This window comes from Shinella sp. WSD5-1 (assembly GCF_963942435.1).
Lineage (GTDB): Bacteria > Pseudomonadota > Alphaproteobacteria > Rhizobiales > Rhizobiaceae > Shinella > Shinella yambaruensis.
Genome location: NZ_OZ012607.1, coordinates 61086 through 78623 on the forward strand (window position 1 = coordinate 61086; position 17538 = coordinate 78623).

Sequence of the window (17538 nt, forward strand, 5' to 3'; positions counted from 1 at the left end):
CCGCCTCGAAGTGGCCGGGCAGCGTGCGACCTTCATTGTCGCCGTTCGATGTGCGCATGTCACCACTCGAAACCTCACGTCGGGTTGGGTTGGAACTGGACAGGCAGGCTTCGGGTGTCAATGCGGGAAAAGCTGACTTCAGATTTGCGTCGCCCGATCCTGCTCCAGTCTACCTCTTTAAAAGCAGGTATTGATTTGTGCGTGCCGCCCCCCCCTTGAAGCGGCATCGTAATCCTGATGGTATTGCACCCTAGAGCGAAAGGCTTTCTGAGGATAATGGCATGGAGAAGATGCTGTATGGTTCGCAGTCTTGGAGCAAGGTGGAGAGGCAGTTTTGGATGCTTTCGATCGCCGGCTCTGTTGTCTGGATTCTCTATGTACTGATTTTCGAGATCGTCTTGTTTTCTCCAAAGCAGTATGAAGACTATGAACCGAATTTTACCGTTCAGCAGTACGACAATTTCGATGATTTCATGAGCAATTCCGGCGGTATGCCGGCCGGAACAATCGCGGAACTGCAGGCACGACAATCGCGCAATGTCGAGCGGAACGCCCGAAACATTGATGTTGAGGACTATAATCGAAGTTTTGTTTGGCGAGGACTCAGCCGAGCACTGGGCTACCCGGTAGCTTGGCTCGGGGCACTCCTGACGTTTATCACTATTTACGAACGCCTTCAGCAGAAGGCTGGATTCGGCAATGGGGATAGACACTAATTGCCATGCGATTGGCTGTCCTAAAGTTGACACGCGGCATTGGTTTCACCGCCGAAGCTCGTTGGCCCGGTAAAAGACAGCCTCCGTGGCATAGACGCCCGAAACATGTCAGTCCGCATCCCAACCGAAATTCAGAGTATCTATACGCCAAGCAAATCCCGCTCGAACCACTTGATTCAGCAGTTTGCTTTTTATCGAACGGCGACGGTTACATCCGTATGGATGAAGTCTTCCCCTTTGAACAGCAGAGGCGCTGACAGGCTTTTTGCAAGCGTATAGGCGGCGCAGTCAGCTAGATTCAGCCTGGCCCTCGGATCAATACCCTTTCCGTATCTTCCGAACGCCTCGGATGCTCCACGGGCCTGGATCTCATCGAATGACGAGATACTAACGTCGTTGTCAGCCAAGAACGTCCATGCGATCTGCTCCCCTTCGGGACCGCGCCGGCCGCGGAGAACCACGGCGCATTCGTGCGCATTGACCGCTGACATCGTAAGATTGTCGGCCTGTTGGATCGCTCGGGCAAAAACGATTGCATCATCCTCGTTTTCGAGAATGGCGATCACTGCAGAAGAATCGACGACGATCATTGCTCGTTCAGATCATCCAGAATTTCTTTCGGAGAGCGCGGATCAAGCAGTGGCAGCGAAGATACCTTTTTTCCCACAGCCATCATCTGTTCAACGGTCATCCGGCGCCGTGCTGGTTGGTCAGTGTACACGCCGAGTTCTCTCGCTTCGCGCTCGAGCGCAGCGCGAATGAGGTCTTCAGGCCTGCGGCCAGCGCGAGCCGCAACCTTGCGGGCAAGCTGTTCGGTGTCGTGTGTGAGGTGCAGCATCGTCTCTCTCAAATGGATCAGCCACATATAGTTCATTTTTCGACGAAAATACAGATGCGGCAACCCATCGACGAGCGAGGTCCCGGCCGATCGGTTGGAAACCATGTTACCAGACAGTCCCGAAACGGGACTGGCGCTGGGCGAGCAGATTTTCTATACAAACTCCAAGGCGGCACCGTACCGCCTCGAGGCTTAGAAACCTCGAACACAGCGGCGGATATCGGCCGAAACGATATCGGATCCTCTGGCTATTTGGCCGGGGGCCTGTGACGCATGTCCAGGCGCTCGTCGCTAAAGGTCTCAGGGGCCGACTGTGTTCGGTTTTCTAACCCCCGGTCTGGGGTCAAGGGATAGTTGGCGGGGACGCACCGCGGACGCCATTTTGTGGGTGAATGTGGTGGATGTGTCTGACGATGATACCGTGTCGGGAAACAAGTTAGTGCTGCGGCCGCTGATCGGCCTCATGAATGGCTTGGAGCCACAGGAGATCGAGCAGTTCGTCATTGAGGAACTGGAAAAGCACCGCCGTCTGCGCGACGAGGCGATACGACTCGAGACGATCCTGGAATCGCAACCGTCGGGCGCGGGCGTCGACACCAACCGTGCCTTTATCTCGGCGATGATCGCCGTCCATGCGCAACAGACGGTCGTTTCGACGCTTCTTGACATTCTTGGATACATACCCGAGACGCTGACGAAAAAGCCTCACTGAAGGTTAGATCAGGCCGAGTTCCTTGGCTAAAGCCGTCGCTTGGGCCAACGACGTTACGCCGAGCGCGTTTTTCGCATTGCGAATGAAGAAGCGGACGTTGCCATAGGTCGTGTTCTCAATGTCGGCGATGTCCCTCGCCGTCTTACCCTCCGAGCACCAGCGAAGGCAGGTCAACTCGTTCGCTTTCATCCGAATGCGGGTGACACGCGTCGGGCGCACGCGCATGACTTCCATTCGCGAATGCACCTGGCCAAATGAAGCGGCGGCCATGACCGGGCTGAAGTCGAGCCCCTCCCCTGCATTCGGTTCATCCGATGCCAAAGTCAGCATCGCCATGCGACCGAAGCCCGTGTTGATCGGAACGGAGATACCGGAGCGGATACCGAACTCCGACGCCTCGCCGTAGAACGCGCGGCGCTCCTTGGTCATTCCCGGCGTCACCGTATTCGACCAGGCAAATGCTTCAGGGCGGGATTTCGCGTTGAGCACCACCGGATCAATGTGTGCAAACTTCTTCTCGAAGTACCGTACCTGCCATTCTTTGGGATAGGTCGAGATCGCGGTCTGGGTCTCCGCCTGCAGGTTGAGATAGGCGAAGTAGCTGAAACCCGCATCGCTGGTCATCTTCTGGAGGACATCCGCCACCGCGGCATCATCATGCGCAAGCGACATCTGCTCGGTGAGCCGCACGAACCACTGATTCAATCGATACCTCCATCGCTCGAAACGCCGCAACAAAGCTGGTGCGGCTAGTACGCGCGTGTCGCGATTAGCGGATGCTACAACAACTTGCGGGCGTTAGAAATCGATAGGCGAAAAAAGAAGACATTTCCATGACGCTTTCGTTGCGGCAGGGTTGAAGGTTACGCAAACCTCACGAACTGTATGGAATGTGTGCAGTTTCCGTACTATCGCGATGCGTAAGCGGCGGGAAAGATAATGTCCTGATCGACGAGGACGTTGAACTTATAGCCGGGACGGATGCGGATGGTCGGCTGCACGTTGAGGTTCTTCGAAATCGTCTGCTCCGCCACGCGGCCGAAGGATTCCGCGAAGTTGCGCCTTGCTGCATCTGACGCGGTGTCCTGCGTCGCGAGCGTCGAACTCTCGGGCAAGGACATATCGATCCCGGTCCCGATGATCGCGACGAGCGCGGCCGAGCCGAATGTCCGCCAGAGGTGGCGATCCACCTTGTCCTTGAACCCGCCATAGCCTTCCGCGTCCGTGCCGGCCATACCGCCGATTTGCAGCGTTGAGCCGTTCGGGAAGATCAGGTCGGTCCACACGACGAGAACGCGGCTTTGGCCAAAGGACACCTTCGAGTCGTAGCGCCCGAACAGCTTGGCGCCCTGCGGAACGAGAAGCCGGTAGCCCGTGGCGCTGTCATAGACATTCTGGCTGACCTGCGCGGTGATGCGTCCGGGTAGGTCCGAGTTCAGGCCGGTGATAAGCGTCGCGGGTATGACCGAGCCGCGTTTCAGCTCGTAGGGCGAGAATTGTGGAACGACGCGGTTGGGCAAATAGCCAAGATCCTTGATGTCCTGATTGAAGAATTCTTCCTTCGAAGTCTGGCCGTTCTGGTCGACGTTCTGCCCAAGCAGCCCGGACTTCATCGCCGCCGCGTAGAGGTCGGATGTGCCGCTCGGCGCAGTGGCCAGCCGCTGCCCATTTGTTGTGGCCGTATCGGTGCTGGTGCGTCCGAGATCGGAGATGTCGACCTTCACCGGCGAGTCCAGCGCACCGGCGCGGGCCTGCAAGCGTGCCATACTCTGGCGATACTTCTCACGGATATATTGCTCTTCCTGCTCGCGCTCCAGGCGCGCCAGCCACTCCTCCCGCGATTCCAGCTTCGGCCGACGCTCTTCCCGTTCGGTCCGACGAGGCAACTCCGCAGGAACGCTTTTCTCCTCCGCCTGCCGTTCGGCCGCAGGCGTCGGCTGGAAAACCTCGCGCTGTTCCGGCTCGCCGATAATCCCGTCGGATACGCCTTGCTTGAGCTTGTCGCCATAGGTCGAGGCCGATGTGTTCGAGGCGCTGTCGAGATCGTTGTTGCGCCCGAAAGGCAGGCCGCGCCAGGAGAGGCCGATCACCACCACGCCAATGAACAGCACGATGAAGATGATCGCCGCGACGATCGGCAACCGATTGAGACGACGCATGCCCTTTTGGTCGTCGTCCTGAGTGGCCGTTCCGAGCTGAAGCGACTGAACCATGATCTTCTCCTCAGTTCCGCTGCATGATCGAAAGCGGGCTCGCCGGCGTGGCGCCGCCCGGAGTCGCCGCATAGGCGCGGCCGAGCGCGACTGTCGGCGTGGACAGGCGGGCGAGCACCTGTCCGTCCATGCTGTCGATCCCGTATTCGAGTTTGATGGGTCTTGTGCCCTTCTCGACCTGGCTGTCGGTGACGACGGTGAAACCCCAGCCTTTCAACGCCGCCTCGAGCGCGACGGCGAATTCGGACGTGCCCTTGTCCATCTTGAGCGTCGTGCTTCCGGCCGGCCCGATCTGCTCGGCAAGGCGGCTCGCCATATCGCCGGCGATGGCGCTGGCGGCAGGACCTGAGATGACGGCCGGCGCCGAGTTGGTTGAGAGGCCGTCGTCGGCCGTCTGGCAGGCGGAGAGCAGGCCGGCGGCGAGAATGAGGGGAAGCAATCGCTTCATCGTTATCCTCCCCGCCGGATGGTGATCTTCTGCTGTCGCCAGCCGACCCCGGAAACGAGGATCGCCTTGTCGACCGCATAGTCGACGATCATCATGTCATTCTTCATTCTGTAGTTGACGATCCGGTTCTGGCCGCCGCTGACGACGAACAGCACCGGCGCGTCTTGCCCACCGATCGAACGGGGGAACTGGATGTAGGTCTTCGTGCCGTCCGAATAGACCCGCTTCGGCTTCCATGCCGCGCTGCCGCTGACAGAGTAGGAGAAGTTCAGCTTGTCGGGCGCGGTGCCAGGGATGCCGCCCGTCTCCAGCCGGGCATTGATGTCCGCAAGCTTCGTGGAGACGTCCTCCGGATACTCAAAACCGACACGGGCCATGTACTGGCTCGGATGGGACTTGAGCTGCATGTGATAGGTCCGCCGCGACGTCGTGATGACCATCGACGTGACAAGCCCGGCTTCCGAAGGTTTCACGATCAGGTGGATCGCCTGTCCCCCAGCTGCGCCCGAGGTGGCTGGCTCGACCTTCCACCGCACAGTGTCGCCCACAAGGACGTCGCGCACGATCTCGCCACCTTGCAATTCGATGTCGCAGACCTGAAGCGGGGAGCAGACGACCGACGGCTGGGTTTCCCCGTAGAGGAAGATGACCTTGCCATCCGCGCCCTTGGCGACGAGACCGGGCGTTCCACGCCATTTGCCCGAAATGTTGGTTCCCCTCACCTCGTTCGTCGTCATGTTTTGCGCGAGTGCGCCGGAGGCGAACACGAGTGCGGCCATGCAGCCGGCGGCCGCGATCGATCCTGATCTGTGCATTTGATGTTCCCTGCCCTTAAAGCTGTGCTGTCCAGTCGAAGTCTTGGACGTAGAGACCGATGGGGTTGAGCCGGATGGTCGACTCGTCCTGGGGCGCCGTTAGCGAGACCGTGGCAATGCCGCGGAAACGCCGTGTTCCGGTTTCCTTGCCCTTCCGGTCGCGCTCATATTCCGTCCAGTCGACCTGATAGGTCTGGTTGGAGAGCGCCACGATGTTGTTGACCTCGATCGCGACCGTCGAGGTCTTCGCTTTCTCGAACGGCGAGTTTCCCCGAAACCAGGAATTGATCTTCTGGGTCGAGGGGTCGGATGTCCGAAGCAGCGCATAGGTCCGGTCGATATATTGCTTCTGCACGACGGCATCCGGCGTGATGGATCGGAAGCTGGTCACGAAGTTGCCGAGCGTCGCGCGCACGACGCGGGCATCGGCGTATTCGATCTGCTCGGGAAAGCCGACCGTGACGGAGGTGCCGAGTTTGTCGACCTCGACGATATAGGGCACCAACTTGACCTGAGTGCTCAGATACATGGCATAGCTGAAGCCGATCACGGCCATGGTCAGGCCGAGAATGCCGACGATGCGCCAGGCCCGCGCCGACTGGACGTAGGAGCCGTATCGCTCGGACCATTCCTGACGCGCGGCGAGATAAGGGTTTTCAGGGGCGCGATCTGCTGCCATCGATCAATCTCTTCTTCTTATGGTTTGTCGTTGCGTTCGGGGAACGGTTTTGTGCCGCTGCTGCCGCCACGTTTCTCGTCGAGCTTGGCGTTCGCAAGGCCGAGGATCGAGCCGGCATAGGCGCCAGGCGAACCAATCGCCTTTTCCTTGGCGGCCGAGCCGGCAGCTTTCGCGCCCGAACCGATACCAGCGCCGACGCCACGAGCTGCTGCGCCGGCGATGGACGAGCCTGCGGCGCGGGCGGCCTGGGCCGCCGCAAAGCCTGCGCCAGCCGCACCGGCTGCGAGGAATCCTGCACCGGCGGCGAAGGACGCGGCCTGCCCTCCGTGGCGGATGGTTTCCATTCCTCCCGTCACCGAGGCGCCCTGCACGACGCCCTGCATGATGTTCGGCACGTACATTGCGATGATGAACACCACGACCGAAATGCCCGCGATCGCGAGCGTCGTGATGAACTGATCGCTCTCGGCGGTTGGCGCCTGCGCCAATCCGATGAGAACCTCCGAGCCGATCCGCGAGATCATCACGAGCGCCATCAGCTTCATCCCGACCCCGAAGGCGTAGACGAGATAGCGAATGGCGAAGTCCTTCGTGAACGATGACCCGCCAAGACCCAGCATGATCATGCCGGCGAGCAGGCCGACATACATTTCCACCATGACGCTGACGAAGATCGCCGCCACCAGCGAGAAGCAGATGACGACGATGCCCATGGCAAGCACAGCGGCGATCGCGAGCGCATTGTCTTCGAAGACACCGAATTGGGCCTGCTGCGACATCTGCGATGCAACCCGGATGCCGGCGTCGAACACTTCCGCCGGCGAGGCCGAGCCACCGCCGGAGCCAATCTGGAAAAGGCTGTCCACAACAGCGCGCGCGAACGTCGGTCCCTGATCGAGAACGAACGCGAAGAAGCCAATGAACATGATGCGGCGGACCAGTTCGGCAAACCAGCTGTCGAGCGACGCCGCCTGGATCGCGAGCCACACCGCGGCGATGCCAATCTCGATTCCGGCCAAGATCCAGAACAGGGATCGCGCCGCATCCATGATCGTGGTCTCCCACCCCTTTGCAGCCGATGAGACCTGGTTTTCCAGCTCGGTCAGCACCTGGCCCTGTTGTGCAAAGGCCGGCGCGGCAAGCGCGAAGCACAACAGGGCCGTGATGACGGCGGTGCGCTCAAGATCGGCTTTCACCATCGCGGACGCATCTCCTGCCCTTTTTCGATCGGCGGCAATTCCTTGCCGGAACCGAAGAATTTTTCGCGTGCGGCCCGCTGCTCCTCCGACATCGCTGGCTTGCTCGTGTCGCCGGTCTTGAGGATGAGAACCGTAGCTGCGACCGATAGAGCTGCGGCCGCCGCCACAGAGCCGATGAATATGACGAGGGACCGGTTCACCAGCGCGGCTCCATCTTCTGACCTTCTGGAATGGACTTGACCTCGGCGTTGAAGAACCGGTCACGTCGTACCTGCGCGAGATCCTTGTCGGACTGCTCGGTCTGAAGCCAGGTGCCCATCATCGTCATCTGCTGGGAAACGAGGCCACGCAGCTTCTGCATCTGATCGACCTGCTGCGCCGCGATCTGATGGCCGACCTGCAGGGCCTTCATCTGGCCGTCGGCGCTCTCGGACATGCCGCGCAGCTCCTTCATCGTGCTTTCCTCGCTGTCGAACTGGTCGGCGGTCAGGCTGGCAGCACTGAGCGTGCCGGCGATGGTGCCGCGGTTCGTGTCGGACCAGTTCTGGTAGGCCGTGGCGAAGCTTTCCTTGTTCGGGAGATTGTCCTTCAGGTCGGCATAGCTCTTGAAACGCTGCTGGAGGACGTCGTCGGCATTGCCCATCGAGAAGGCGATGCCCTCCCCCTGCCTGACGACATCGCGGAGCTGTCCTAGATCCTGCTCCACCTGTCCCCAGATGTGGTCCGGAAGCTGCGCGGTGTTCTGCAGCATGTTGTCGTACATCTTCAACTGGTTCTGGATCTGCTCGGCGAGCTGGCTGATCTGCGTCAGCTGGTTCTCGACCTGCACGCCCGAGCTTTCCAGCAGCTTGATCAGTTCCGCGTTGTTGGCGAGCTGGGTCAACTCCGTCGCCTCGCCGGTGGCCGCGCCGGAAAGCGCCGGTGTGGCTGTGCCGAAGGTGATTGCGGCGGCGACGAGCGCGCGGGCGAGCTTACGTTTTGCTGGGGACGTCGATGGCATCGGAAACTCCTCTCGATTGAAGCCAATGGGCCGGCCATTCCTGGCCATGCTCGGATTTCAGGGCGCGGATACGCTTCAGGTCATCCTTGCCGGAGGCGCCGACGAAACTCAGCGCGACAGGTCCGAGCGACATATCGAACAGCCTGCGGCCGTCCGGGGTGGCGACGTAGTATTCGCGCTTCGGGATGGCGGTGGAGACGATTTCGATCTGCCGCTCGTTGAAGCCGATCCGCTCGTAGAATTCCCGCGTGCCCGGCTCGCGCGCCGCGCCGTTCGGCAAGCAGATCTTGGTTGGGCAGGATTCCTTCAGCACATCGATGATGCCGGAACGCTCCGCGTCCGAGATCGACTGCGTGGCCAGGACCACGGCGCAGTTGGCCTTGCGCAGCACCTTGAGCCATTCGCGGATCTTTGACCGGAAGACCGGATGGCCGAGCATCAGCCATGCTTCGTCCAGAACAATAAGGCTCGGCGCACCATCGAGACGCTTCTCGATGCGGCGGAAGAGATAAGTCAGCACCGGGACCAGGCTGCGTTCGCCCATATTCATGAGCTGCTCGATCTCGAAGCACTGGAACCCACCGAGCGTAAGCCCGTCCCGCTCGGCATCGAGGAGTTGCCCCATCGGTCCGTCCACCGTGTAGTGGTGCAGAGCATCCTTGATCTCCCGCATCTGAACGCCCGACACGAAGTCGGAGAGTGAGCGGCCGGGAGCATTGGCCATCAGCCCGATCTGTCGCGAAATCGCATTGCGGTGGTCCGGTGTGATCGTCACGCCTTGCAGGGCGACGAGCGTTTCGATCCACTCGCTTGCCCAGGCCCGGTCTCCGTCCGTCGCGAGGTCCGAGAGCGGGCAGAACGCGAGCGCCCTCCCCTCCTCAGCGTCGCCCCCGATCTCGTAATGATCGCCCCCGGCGGCAAGCGTCAGCGGATAGAGTGAATTGCCCTTGTCGAACGCGAAGATTTGCGCGCGCTCGTAGCGGCGGAACTGCGCCGCGATCAGCGCGAGCAAGGTTGACTTGCCGGAGCCGGTCGGGCCGAAGATCAGCGTGTGCCCGACGTCGTCGACATGGAGATTGAGGCGGAACGGTGTGGAACCGCTGGCAACCTGCATCAACGGCGGCGAGCCTTCCTGATAGAACGGGCAAGGCGCCACCGGGCTTCCGGACCAGACCGAGTTGAGCGGGACGAGGTCCGCGAGATTGCTGGTATTGATCAGCGGCTCGCGGACATTGCAGAACCAGTTGCCCGGCAGGCTGCCGAGATAGGCGTCGGTGGCGTTAAGGCCCTCGATGCGGGCGCCGAAGCCCTCGGCCTGCACGAGACGGCGGATCGCTTCGGCCTTCTCCTGAAGCGCTTCGCGGTCATGATCGAAGAGGATCACGACCGGCGTATAGTAGCCATAGGCGACCAGCTGGGACGATGCCTGTGCGATCGCGTCCTCGGTCTCGGCCACCATGGTCAGCGCATCCTGGTCGACTGACCGGCTTTGCGTCTGAAATAGCTGGTCGAAGAACGGACGGACCTTCTGCTGCCACTTCTTCCTGGTCCGCTCGAGCTTTTGGCGCGCCTCCTCTGCATCGAGGAAAATGAAACGCGACGACCAGCGATAGGTCAGCGGCATCAGGTCAAGGCTGTTGAGGATGCCCGGCCAGCTCTCGGCCGGCAGGCCGTCGATCGCGACGACGCCGAGGAATGTGTTTTCGACTTTCGGGGTCAGGCCGTGTTGAAGTTCGGCCGTTGCGATCCAGTCGAGATACATCGGCACATCCGGTAGACGGATCGGATGGTTCTCGCCGGTGATGCAGAAGCGCACGAACTGGAGCAACTCGTCATATCGCGCGACGCGCTCCCCTCCCCGCTCGACGGTCTCGCGCGTCTCCATGCGCCGGATCGAAAGAGTGTTGCCGAGATATTGCTCGATCTCCCGAATCGCGTTCTTGAAGATGAAGAGGACCGTGTCCGCATAGGATTTCTTGCGGCTCTCTTCATCCGAATAGACGTATTTGCTAAGCGCGCTCTTCTTCGATTCGAGCGGACGATAAGTCAGCACGAGTGCATGGCGGCTCTCGAAATGCCCTTGCTCCCGCTCGAAATGCGCGCGGCGTTCTGCATCGATGGCGCGGGTGACTGGGTCCGGGAAGAAGCAGCGGGTCTGTGACGGGTAGTCGACGGTCGGGATGCGAACGGCCTCGACCTGGATCATCCAACCCGTGCCGAGCCGCGACAGGATGGCGTTGATCTGGCGCGACAGCTCGTTGCGTTCGAGATCCGTCGCGCTTTCGGCGTCCGGACCTGCAAAGTACCAGCCGGCCATGAGGCTGCCATCCTTCAGGAGGAGCACCCCATTGTCGACTAGGCCGGCGTAGGGAACGAGATCCGCGAAGGATGGGCCGGTGGCGCGGAAGCGGCGGAGAGCAACCATCATCTCCTCCCTAGTACCGGCGCCAGGGCGAGGTCGTCGCCTTGTAGGTGTGCCTGTAGGAGACATGGCGGATATAGACCTTCCGCATCATCGGGTCAGCCTTGGCCATCATGCGCAGGATTCCGACGATGACGACCCAGACGGCGATGCCGAACAGCGCCGAATAGACCGTCAGGACGACGAAAATCAGGATGACGGCCGCGAGCCCGGTGATCAGCACCAGCTCCCGGTCCGCACCCATCAGAAGGTTCGGCCGGGACAGGGCGCGATGAATGCGATTGCGCTGCAGGCCGGAAAAGGACTCAGCCATGAGCCCCCTCCCCTCCTCCGGAAACCGGGCTCACGTCCAAACAAGCCTCGATTGGTCCGATCGAGGCGCCGGTCGCTCCGAACAGGCCGACGATCTGTGTCGCCCCGAGAAGAAGGCCGGCAACGAGGACGACGTACACCAGCCGCCGCGCGAAATCGTTCAACTCGCCGCCGAAGATCAGCATACCTCCGGCGATGGCGACCGCGGCGAGAGCGATATAGCCGGCGACAGGTCCAGTGATCGATTCCTGAATCTGTTCGAGCGGTCCCTCCCAGGGCAGGCCACCGCCGCCGGAGCCGGCAAGTGCCGGCGTAGCGAGCACCATCGCGCCGATTGCGATGAAGCAGCCAAGGGTAAAGGGGTTCCGGTTACGCTGCATCGCGCTCTTCCTCTGCATATGGTTCGGTGTGGTATTGGCCGCCGGCGAAGCGGCTGACATGAAGGATTTCCGTCACGCGCCTGCCTTTCGGGACGCGCTCGATGAAGATGATGAGGTCGACCGCATCGCCGATGACGGCTTGCATCGGCTGCTGGCTGGCTTCGGCCGTGAGCTGCTCCAGGCGTTGCAGCGCCGAACGCGCCGAATTAGCGTGTATCGTGGCGATGCCGCCCGGATGTCCGGTGTTCCACGCCTTCAGCAATGTCAGCGCCGCGCCGTCACGCACCTCGCCGACGATGATGCGATCCGGTCGGAGGCGCATTGTGCTCTTCAGCAAACGCGACATATCGACGGTATCGCTGGTGTGCAGGCACACGGCGTTCACCGCCGCGCATTGAATCTCGGCCGTGTCTTCGAGAATGACGAGCCGATCTTCGGGCGCATGCTCGACGATCTCCGCAAGGATCGCGTTCGTCAGCGTCGTCTTGCCCGAGCCGGTTCCGCCCGCCACCACGATGTTGAGCTTCGACTCGACGGCATTCCGGATCACCGACGCCTGCATCGGCGTCATGGTCTTCGACCGGATGTAGTCATCCAGTGGGATGAGCTGCGATGCGCGCCGGCGGATGGTGAAGGATGGTCCCACCACCACCGGCGGCAATAGCCCCTCGAAACGGTGCCCACCGATGGGAAGCTCGCCCGAGACAATAGGGTTGTCCTCGTCCACTTCCGATTTCAGGACATGCGCAACACTCCCGATGACCGTCTCGGCGGCAGCGCGCGTCATCTCGCCGGCGGCGGCGATGCCGTGGCCGAGGCGCTCGATGAAGAGCTTTCCATCCGGGTTGAGCATGATTTCGACGACACTCGGATCATCGAGAGCGATGCAGAGATGGTCGCCGAGCGCGTTTTCCAGCTTGGAGATCAGGCGGGGAAGCGAGTGGTGGTGATGGGACGTCATCGCTCAAGCCGCCTTCTTACCGAGGGTGGGGATCGCCGAGTGATAACCGGCAGGGCGCAAACGCTTGAAGCTCGCGGCATCGGCGGGGAGGATCCCGGCGACGCTGCGCGTCTCGTTGATCATGCTCGGATCGCCGAGACGCTGCATCGGCCAGCCAGCACGTTTCAGGATGCGCTCGAAGCGCACGTCCGTCGCGGTCGCGATCTCGTTGTAGCCATTCGTCAGGCACCACTCGACGATGCCGGCGAACATGGTGAGCGTCGCGCCATGCAGAGAACCGTCGGCCCTCCCCTCCTCGCATGCGGTGTCGACGCAGAACCGGGAACTTTCGATCATCCGGGGATGAGCGGGGAGCTGGCCGCGCCTGAGAAGCTGCGGAAAGACGGCACCAAGCATCGTCGTTCCGACCGCGGGCAGGAGACGCGCGCAGCCTATGACCGCATCGCGGTTGGAGAGCGCGATGATGTAGGTCGGCGCCAGATCATCGAACTCGTCATACTCGCGGCCGTCGGTGCAGCGGACATTCCAGGACAGGCGACCCTGGAAAATGCGCGCCCTGAGACGGTGCATGTCGTCGAGGATCTTCATTTCTGAGGCGGTTCGGGCCTTCGCAATAGCAGTGACTCGCATCGAACAAATCTCCCTGGCGTTTGAGACGCAGGGTGGTTTGCTGCCAATCGGCGCGGAGATCTACTCGCAGAAGTGTTAGTGGTGATTCTGGTGCCGAGATGGGCATCGGCAGGTGCTGGGTCACCTTTTTCAGCTATTTTTACTAACAAAAGTGTTAGTAGCGCGTCGGCGTGCCGTCGCGTGGTTGTCCCTTAAGTGACTATATTCGCTTGTGAAATTTATTTAGCCGACAATTTCTGGCATTTGGCGTTAACCTTTCGTTAACCAAAAACGCCTTGCGGCCACTGGAGAATCGCCCATACTAATCACGCTTTCTCGGCATTCGTGGTGAGAAAAGCGTTATTCTCAAAAAGTGGTGGCACGAGTGGAAACTGAGCGTACCTTGGCAGCGGACTTGGACTTGGATTTTGATGAGGAGATTCTCGAACAAGGGGAACTCATCTCAGACAAGCTCAACATGCTGCGCCTCGAACAGTATCCACCGAATGCCGAGAAGGGGCTCCGCCTTTTCTCTTTGTCCGAGGTCGCCGAGTTCCTTGGTGTGACCCAGAACCATATCAAGAAGTTGCACCTTGACGGAAAGGGGCCGCAGCCTCAAGTCTCTTCATCGGGCCGGCGTTCATACACAGCTGAGCAGATGCTCGAGCTTCGGCAGTTTCTGGATAAGTATGGTCGCAGCGACTTCAAGAAGTACGTTCCCCATCGACGCAAGGGTGAGGGTCTCCAGGTCATCTCTGTTGTGAATTTCAAGGGGGGTAGTGGGAAGACAACGACGACTGCCCATCTGGCCCAATACCTTGCTTTGACGGGGCATCGTGTCCTTGCAATTGATCTCGACCCCCAGGCTTCCCTCACGGCTCTGCATGGTATTCAGCCCGAGTTGGACAAGAACCCGTCCTTGTTCGAGGCGCTCCGCTACGACAAGCAGCGCCGCTCGATCACAGAGATTATCCAAAGCACGAATTTTCCGGGTCTGGACATTGTCCCGGCCAATCTTGAGCTGCAGGAATACGAGTACGAAACACCGTTAGCCGCATCGAACAAGAATTCTCCTGAAGGCAGGATGTTCTTCACGCGCATTAGTCAGGCGCTGAAAGAAGTAGACGACAAGTACGACGTCGTGGTGATCGATTGCCCTCCGCAACTCGGCTATCTCACGCTGACGGCGCTTACTGCGTCGACGTCGGTTCTGATCACAGTGCATCCGCAGATGTTGGACATCATGTCGATGAGCCAGTTCTTGCTGATGCTTGGGGGGATACTCCAGTCCATCAAGAGCGCTGGGGCAAAGGTGCGCCTTAAATGGTTCAGATATCTCGTCACACGGTATGAGCCGACTGATGGGCCTCAAGCCCAGATGGTTGGCTTCATGCAAGCGATGTTCAATCGACGAATGCTCAGCAATCAAATGCTCAAGTCTACGGCGGTTTCCGATGCCGGGATCACGAAACAGACGCTCTACGAGGTGGACCGGAACCAGTTCATTCGTTCGACCTATGACCGCGCCATAGAGTCGTTGAACGCGGTGAATAGCGAGATCACTTCTTTGGTACATCAGGCGTGGGGGCGGAAGTAGGCTTGGATTTGACAGCCGTGCAGAATGCAAAAAAAGACATAAAAAACAGCAAGATGATGAGAGATTTGAGGAAAAGCGATGGCTAGAAAGCATCTCCTCTCCAATATTGGCGGCATGCGCCCTGAAGAGGCATCGGTCGCTGCACCATCTGAAGCGCGAGCAGAATATGCGCGGCGCGGTGCATCGCGGTCTATGATGCAGTCACTCGACGAGATGGCTGAGAACTCGATCCGCTTCCTCGAGGGAGAATCCATCGTCCAGCTCGATCCGGACTCGCTTGATCCGTCACCGTTTCGCGATCGTATTGGCGAAGATGATGAGCAGTATCAGGCGCTCCGGAACGCGATCAAAAGGGCTGGCCAGTCGTCCCCAATTCTCGTTAGGCCAAACCCCGAAGTCGAAGGTCGACACATCATCGTCTTTGGACACCGTCGAACGAAGGTTGCGAAGGAACTTGGGACGACCGTAAGGGCGATAATTAAGCCGTTGGAGGAGATCAACTACGTTATCTCCCAAGGGCAAGAGAACACGGCACGCGCCGGGCTGACGTTCATCGAGAAGTCTCTTTTCGCGAAGACGCTTCAGACCGCAGGCATTTCAAAAGAAGACATCAAAACAGCCCTGACGGTCGACGACACCCTTCTGTCGCGCATGCTCGCTGTAGCAGAACAAATTCCTGGGGAAGTTCTTGAGGCAATCGGCGCCGCACGAGGTATTGGCCGAGATCGCTGGGAACACCTCAAGAAGATCGTTCTTCATCCTACCAAGGCGGCCGAAGCTGTTTCCTTGATTGGAGAAGGGCTGCTCGACGATGTGCCGATCGAAGAGCGATTCTCCGCAGTCGTGGACGCACTGTCGAAAAAAAAGCAGAAGAAGCCGGCATCCAGCCGGCCGACAGAGCGGACCTGGGCATTGGCGGAAAACGCGGTGAAGGTCGCTACGAAAGATGCTGGTCGGTCGTTTACGATCGCCGTGAAATCAAAGGATGCTTCCGGATTTGGAGCATACCTTTCGGACAATCTGGAGCGTCTTTACAGGGAGTTCCAGGAGCGTAGCGAAACGTAGGAGAGATTCGAAACCGCAAAAGAAAAAGGCCCCCGAAACATTCCGGAAGCCCTTCTCGAGTTAGCACCCAGAGAATCGCATTTCCGAGAATCCCCGTCAAGAGTCTGGTGAGGACATTTTGGCACCGTTTTGGTGAGCGGACGTCTTTTGCCTTTTGAAAGGTGAAGGAAAATGCAAGTCGGAAATGTAACCGCGCCCTTTGGGCCGCGGCGGATGTCGATTGCGCTCGTGAATCGGCAGGTTCAAGCGGCTGATATCAAGGCAGGCAAGTCCATCGACAAGTGGAAGGTGTTCCGCGACGTGAGCGAGGCACGCGGACTACTCGGCCTTCAGGATCGCGCGATCACCGTTCTGGACGCGCTTTTGAGCTTCTACCCCAAAAGCGACCTTTCGGAGGAGCACGGCCTGGTGGTCTTCCCCTCTAACGAGCAGCTCTCCCATCGAGCCCACGGCATTGCCGGCACCACGTTGCGCCGTCATCTGGCAGTTCTTGTCGACGCAGGGATCATCTTCCGGCGCGATAGTCCGAACGGTAAGCGGTACGCTCACCGCGCGAAGGGCGGAGAGATCGAGCAAGCGTATGGCTTCAGCCTCGCGCCACTCCTGGCTCGTGTCGAGGAATTCGCGATTCTTGCCCAGCAGGTCGTAGAGGAACGCCGGTTGCTCAAGCGGGCGAAGGAAGCCCTTACGATTTGCCGCAGGGATGTTCGCAAGCTGATTACGGCCGCGGTCGAGGAGGGCGCGGATGGGGATTGGGAAACGATTGAGGCTATGTTTGTCGCACTTGTCGGACGGATTCCGCGCTCTCCAAGCCGTACTGAAGTCGATGCGATCCTCGTAGAAATGGGCCTTCTGCGCGATGAAGTGCTCAACATCCTGAATATGCAACAAAAAGCAGAAAAAATGGATAGCAATGCTGTCCAAATCGGATGCCACATACAGAATTCAAATCCCGAATCCCTTAGTGAACTTGAACCTCGCTCTCGAAAAGAGCAGGGGGCGCCGTTGGAGAAAGAACCGAAACGGATTGTCAAGCCGATGGGATCGCTCCCGTTGACTATGATCCTGCGTGCTTGCCCGGAAATCACCGCCTATGTGCCGCAAGGAGGAGCGATTTCCGGCTGGCGGGATCTAATGAGCGCCGCCGTTGTCGTGAGAACGATGCTCGGCATCAGCCCATCGGCCTATCAGGATGCGTGCGACACGATGGGGGCGGAAAACGCCGCGACAGCGGTTGCCTGCATCCTTGAAAGGGAAGGACACATCAATTCACCCGGTGGCTATCTACGGGATCTCACCAGACGAGCCGAACGGGGCGAATTCTCGCTCGGGCCGATGATCATGGCCCTAATGCGAAGCGGCGCCGGCGACGAGCGACGGTCTGCATAGCGGGTGGGAAGGTACGGTCTGTGGCCCAGTGTATCCCGGCCTTTCTCTTCTGAGGAATGTGCGATCGAAGAGAGCGATGGACGCATTCAAGCGACTATGTTCCGGCCGACAGTGGGGCACTTCGATTGACGTACGCGGCCTGCAACGCTGTCATGCAGCCATCCGGGCTTCTCGGCGAAGCCG

At 59.8% G+C, this 17538-nt stretch carries 20 protein-coding genes; 5 read left to right on the forward strand and 15 right to left on the reverse strand.

Translation table 11 applies throughout. The features are described 5' to 3' along the window. Positions 1 to 281: 281 nt before the first annotated feature. Positions 282 to 716, forward strand: coding sequence for a hypothetical protein (locus AABQ55_RS37185; RefSeq protein WP_064334772.1), 435 nt, complete (start codon positions 282 to 284; stop codon positions 714 to 716). Between the two features lie 191 nt (positions 717 to 907). Here AABQ55_RS37185 and AABQ55_RS37190 read toward each other — a convergent pair whose 3' ends face one another. Then, positions 908 to 1306, reverse strand: a complete 399-nt coding sequence (locus tag AABQ55_RS37190; protein WP_064334773.1) for a type II toxin-antitoxin system VapC family toxin — start codon at positions 1304 to 1306, stop codon at positions 908 to 910. Beyond that, the gene (locus AABQ55_RS37195) at positions 1303 to 1659 is read right to left on the reverse strand and encodes a type II toxin-antitoxin system VapB family antitoxin (protein ID WP_242224990.1); all 357 of its coding nucleotides are present in this window, start codon (positions 1657 to 1659) and stop codon (positions 1303 to 1305) included. Before AABQ55_RS37195 ends, AABQ55_RS37190 begins: the two co-directional genes overlap by 4 nt. Before the next feature lie 292 nt (positions 1660 to 1951). On the opposite strand from AABQ55_RS37195, the gene AABQ55_RS37200 reads away from it, so the two are divergent. After that, on the forward strand, positions 1952 to 2266 hold the full coding sequence (locus AABQ55_RS37200) for a transcriptional repressor TraM (protein WP_145926151.1): 315 nt from the start codon (positions 1952 to 1954) through the stop codon (positions 2264 to 2266). Positions 2267 to 2269: 3 nt separating this feature from the next. Here AABQ55_RS37200 and AABQ55_RS37205 read toward each other — a convergent pair whose 3' ends face one another. The 13 genes from AABQ55_RS37205 to traI all read right to left on the reverse strand — a co-directional run bounded on the left by AABQ55_RS37205 (position 2270) and on the right by traI (position 13325). Next, the gene (locus AABQ55_RS37205) at positions 2270 to 2971 is read right to left on the reverse strand and encodes an autoinducer binding domain-containing protein (protein WP_084438747.1); all 702 of its coding nucleotides are present in this window, start codon (positions 2969 to 2971) and stop codon (positions 2270 to 2272) included. A 203-nt stretch (positions 2972 to 3174) separates the two neighbouring features. Beyond that, the gene (gene trbI, locus AABQ55_RS37210; RefSeq protein WP_064334775.1) at positions 3175 to 4479 is read right to left on the reverse strand and encodes an IncP-type conjugal transfer protein TrbI; all 1305 of its coding nucleotides are present in this window, start codon (positions 4477 to 4479) and stop codon (positions 3175 to 3177) included. Between the two features lie 10 nt (positions 4480 to 4489). Beyond that, a complete protein-coding gene (gene trbH, locus AABQ55_RS37215; protein ID WP_064334776.1) occupies positions 4490 to 4927 on the reverse strand; it encodes a conjugal transfer protein TrbH in 438 nt (145 codons plus the stop codon). A gap of 2 nt (positions 4928 to 4929) precedes the next feature. Continuing rightward, positions 4930 to 5742, reverse strand: a complete 813-nt coding sequence (gene trbG / locus AABQ55_RS37220) for a P-type conjugative transfer protein TrbG (RefSeq protein ID WP_064334777.1) — start codon at positions 5740 to 5742, stop codon at positions 4930 to 4932. A 16-nt stretch (positions 5743 to 5758) separates the two neighbouring features. Beyond that, positions 5759 to 6421 carry a conjugal transfer protein TrbF gene (locus AABQ55_RS37225; RefSeq protein WP_064334778.1) on the reverse strand — a complete coding sequence of 221 codons (663 nt, stop codon included), beginning with the start codon at positions 6419 to 6421 and terminating at the stop codon, positions 5759 to 5761. 17 nt (positions 6422 to 6438) lie between these two features. Next, a complete protein-coding gene (gene trbL / locus AABQ55_RS37230) occupies positions 6439 to 7620 on the reverse strand; it encodes a P-type conjugative transfer protein TrbL (protein ID WP_064334779.1) in 1182 nt (393 codons plus the stop codon). Then, a complete protein-coding gene (trbK, locus tag AABQ55_RS37235) occupies positions 7614 to 7820 on the reverse strand; it encodes an entry exclusion protein TrbK (protein WP_064334780.1) in 207 nt (68 codons plus the stop codon). Before trbK ends, trbL begins: the two co-directional genes overlap by 7 nt. After that, positions 7817 to 8620: a P-type conjugative transfer protein TrbJ gene (gene trbJ, locus AABQ55_RS37240; RefSeq protein ID WP_064334781.1), complete on the reverse strand. Its 804-nt coding sequence runs from the start codon at positions 8618 to 8620 to the stop codon at positions 7817 to 7819. The genes trbK and trbJ overlap by 4 nt, the downstream gene beginning before the upstream one ends. Beyond that, positions 8592 to 11045, reverse strand: coding sequence for a conjugal transfer protein TrbE (locus AABQ55_RS37245; protein ID WP_064334782.1), 2454 nt, complete (start codon positions 11043 to 11045; stop codon positions 8592 to 8594). The genes trbJ and AABQ55_RS37245 overlap by 29 nt, the downstream gene beginning before the upstream one ends. Before the next feature lie 10 nt (positions 11046 to 11055). Beyond that, positions 11056 to 11355, reverse strand: a complete 300-nt coding sequence (locus AABQ55_RS37250) for a conjugal transfer protein TrbD (RefSeq protein ID WP_064334783.1) — start codon at positions 11353 to 11355, stop codon at positions 11056 to 11058. After that, positions 11348 to 11734 (reverse strand): TrbC/VirB2 family protein, encoded by a 387-nt coding sequence (locus tag AABQ55_RS37255; protein WP_064334784.1) that lies wholly within the window; start codon positions 11732 to 11734, stop codon positions 11348 to 11350. Before AABQ55_RS37255 ends, AABQ55_RS37250 begins: the two co-directional genes overlap by 8 nt. Further along, positions 11724 to 12695 carry a P-type conjugative transfer ATPase TrbB gene (trbB, locus tag AABQ55_RS37260; protein WP_064334785.1) on the reverse strand — a complete coding sequence of 324 codons (972 nt, stop codon included), beginning with the start codon at positions 12693 to 12695 and terminating at the stop codon, positions 11724 to 11726. The genes AABQ55_RS37255 and trbB overlap by 11 nt, the downstream gene beginning before the upstream one ends. 3 nt (positions 12696 to 12698) lie before the next feature. Continuing rightward, positions 12699 to 13325 carry an acyl-homoserine-lactone synthase TraI gene (traI, locus tag AABQ55_RS37265; protein ID WP_064334786.1) on the reverse strand — a complete coding sequence of 209 codons (627 nt, stop codon included), beginning with the start codon at positions 13323 to 13325 and terminating at the stop codon, positions 12699 to 12701. Positions 13326 to 13782: 457 nt separating this feature from the next. On the opposite strand from traI, the gene repA reads away from it, so the two are divergent. The 3 genes from repA to repC all read left to right on the forward strand — a co-directional run bounded on the left by repA (position 13783) and on the right by repC (position 17355). Further along, a complete protein-coding gene (gene repA / locus AABQ55_RS37270; RefSeq protein ID WP_242225022.1) occupies positions 13783 to 14901 on the forward strand; it encodes a plasmid partitioning protein RepA in 1119 nt (372 codons plus the stop codon). Between the two features lie 78 nt (positions 14902 to 14979). Then, positions 14980 to 15966, forward strand: a complete 987-nt coding sequence (gene repB, locus AABQ55_RS37275) for a plasmid partitioning protein RepB (protein WP_064334788.1) — start codon at positions 14980 to 14982, stop codon at positions 15964 to 15966. 171 nt (positions 15967 to 16137) lie between these two features. Beyond that, complete coding sequence (gene repC / locus AABQ55_RS37280; protein ID WP_064334789.1) at positions 16138 to 17355, forward strand: plasmid replication protein RepC; 1218 nt, start codon at positions 16138 to 16140, stop codon at positions 17353 to 17355. Positions 17356 to 17538 lie beyond the last annotated feature (183 nt).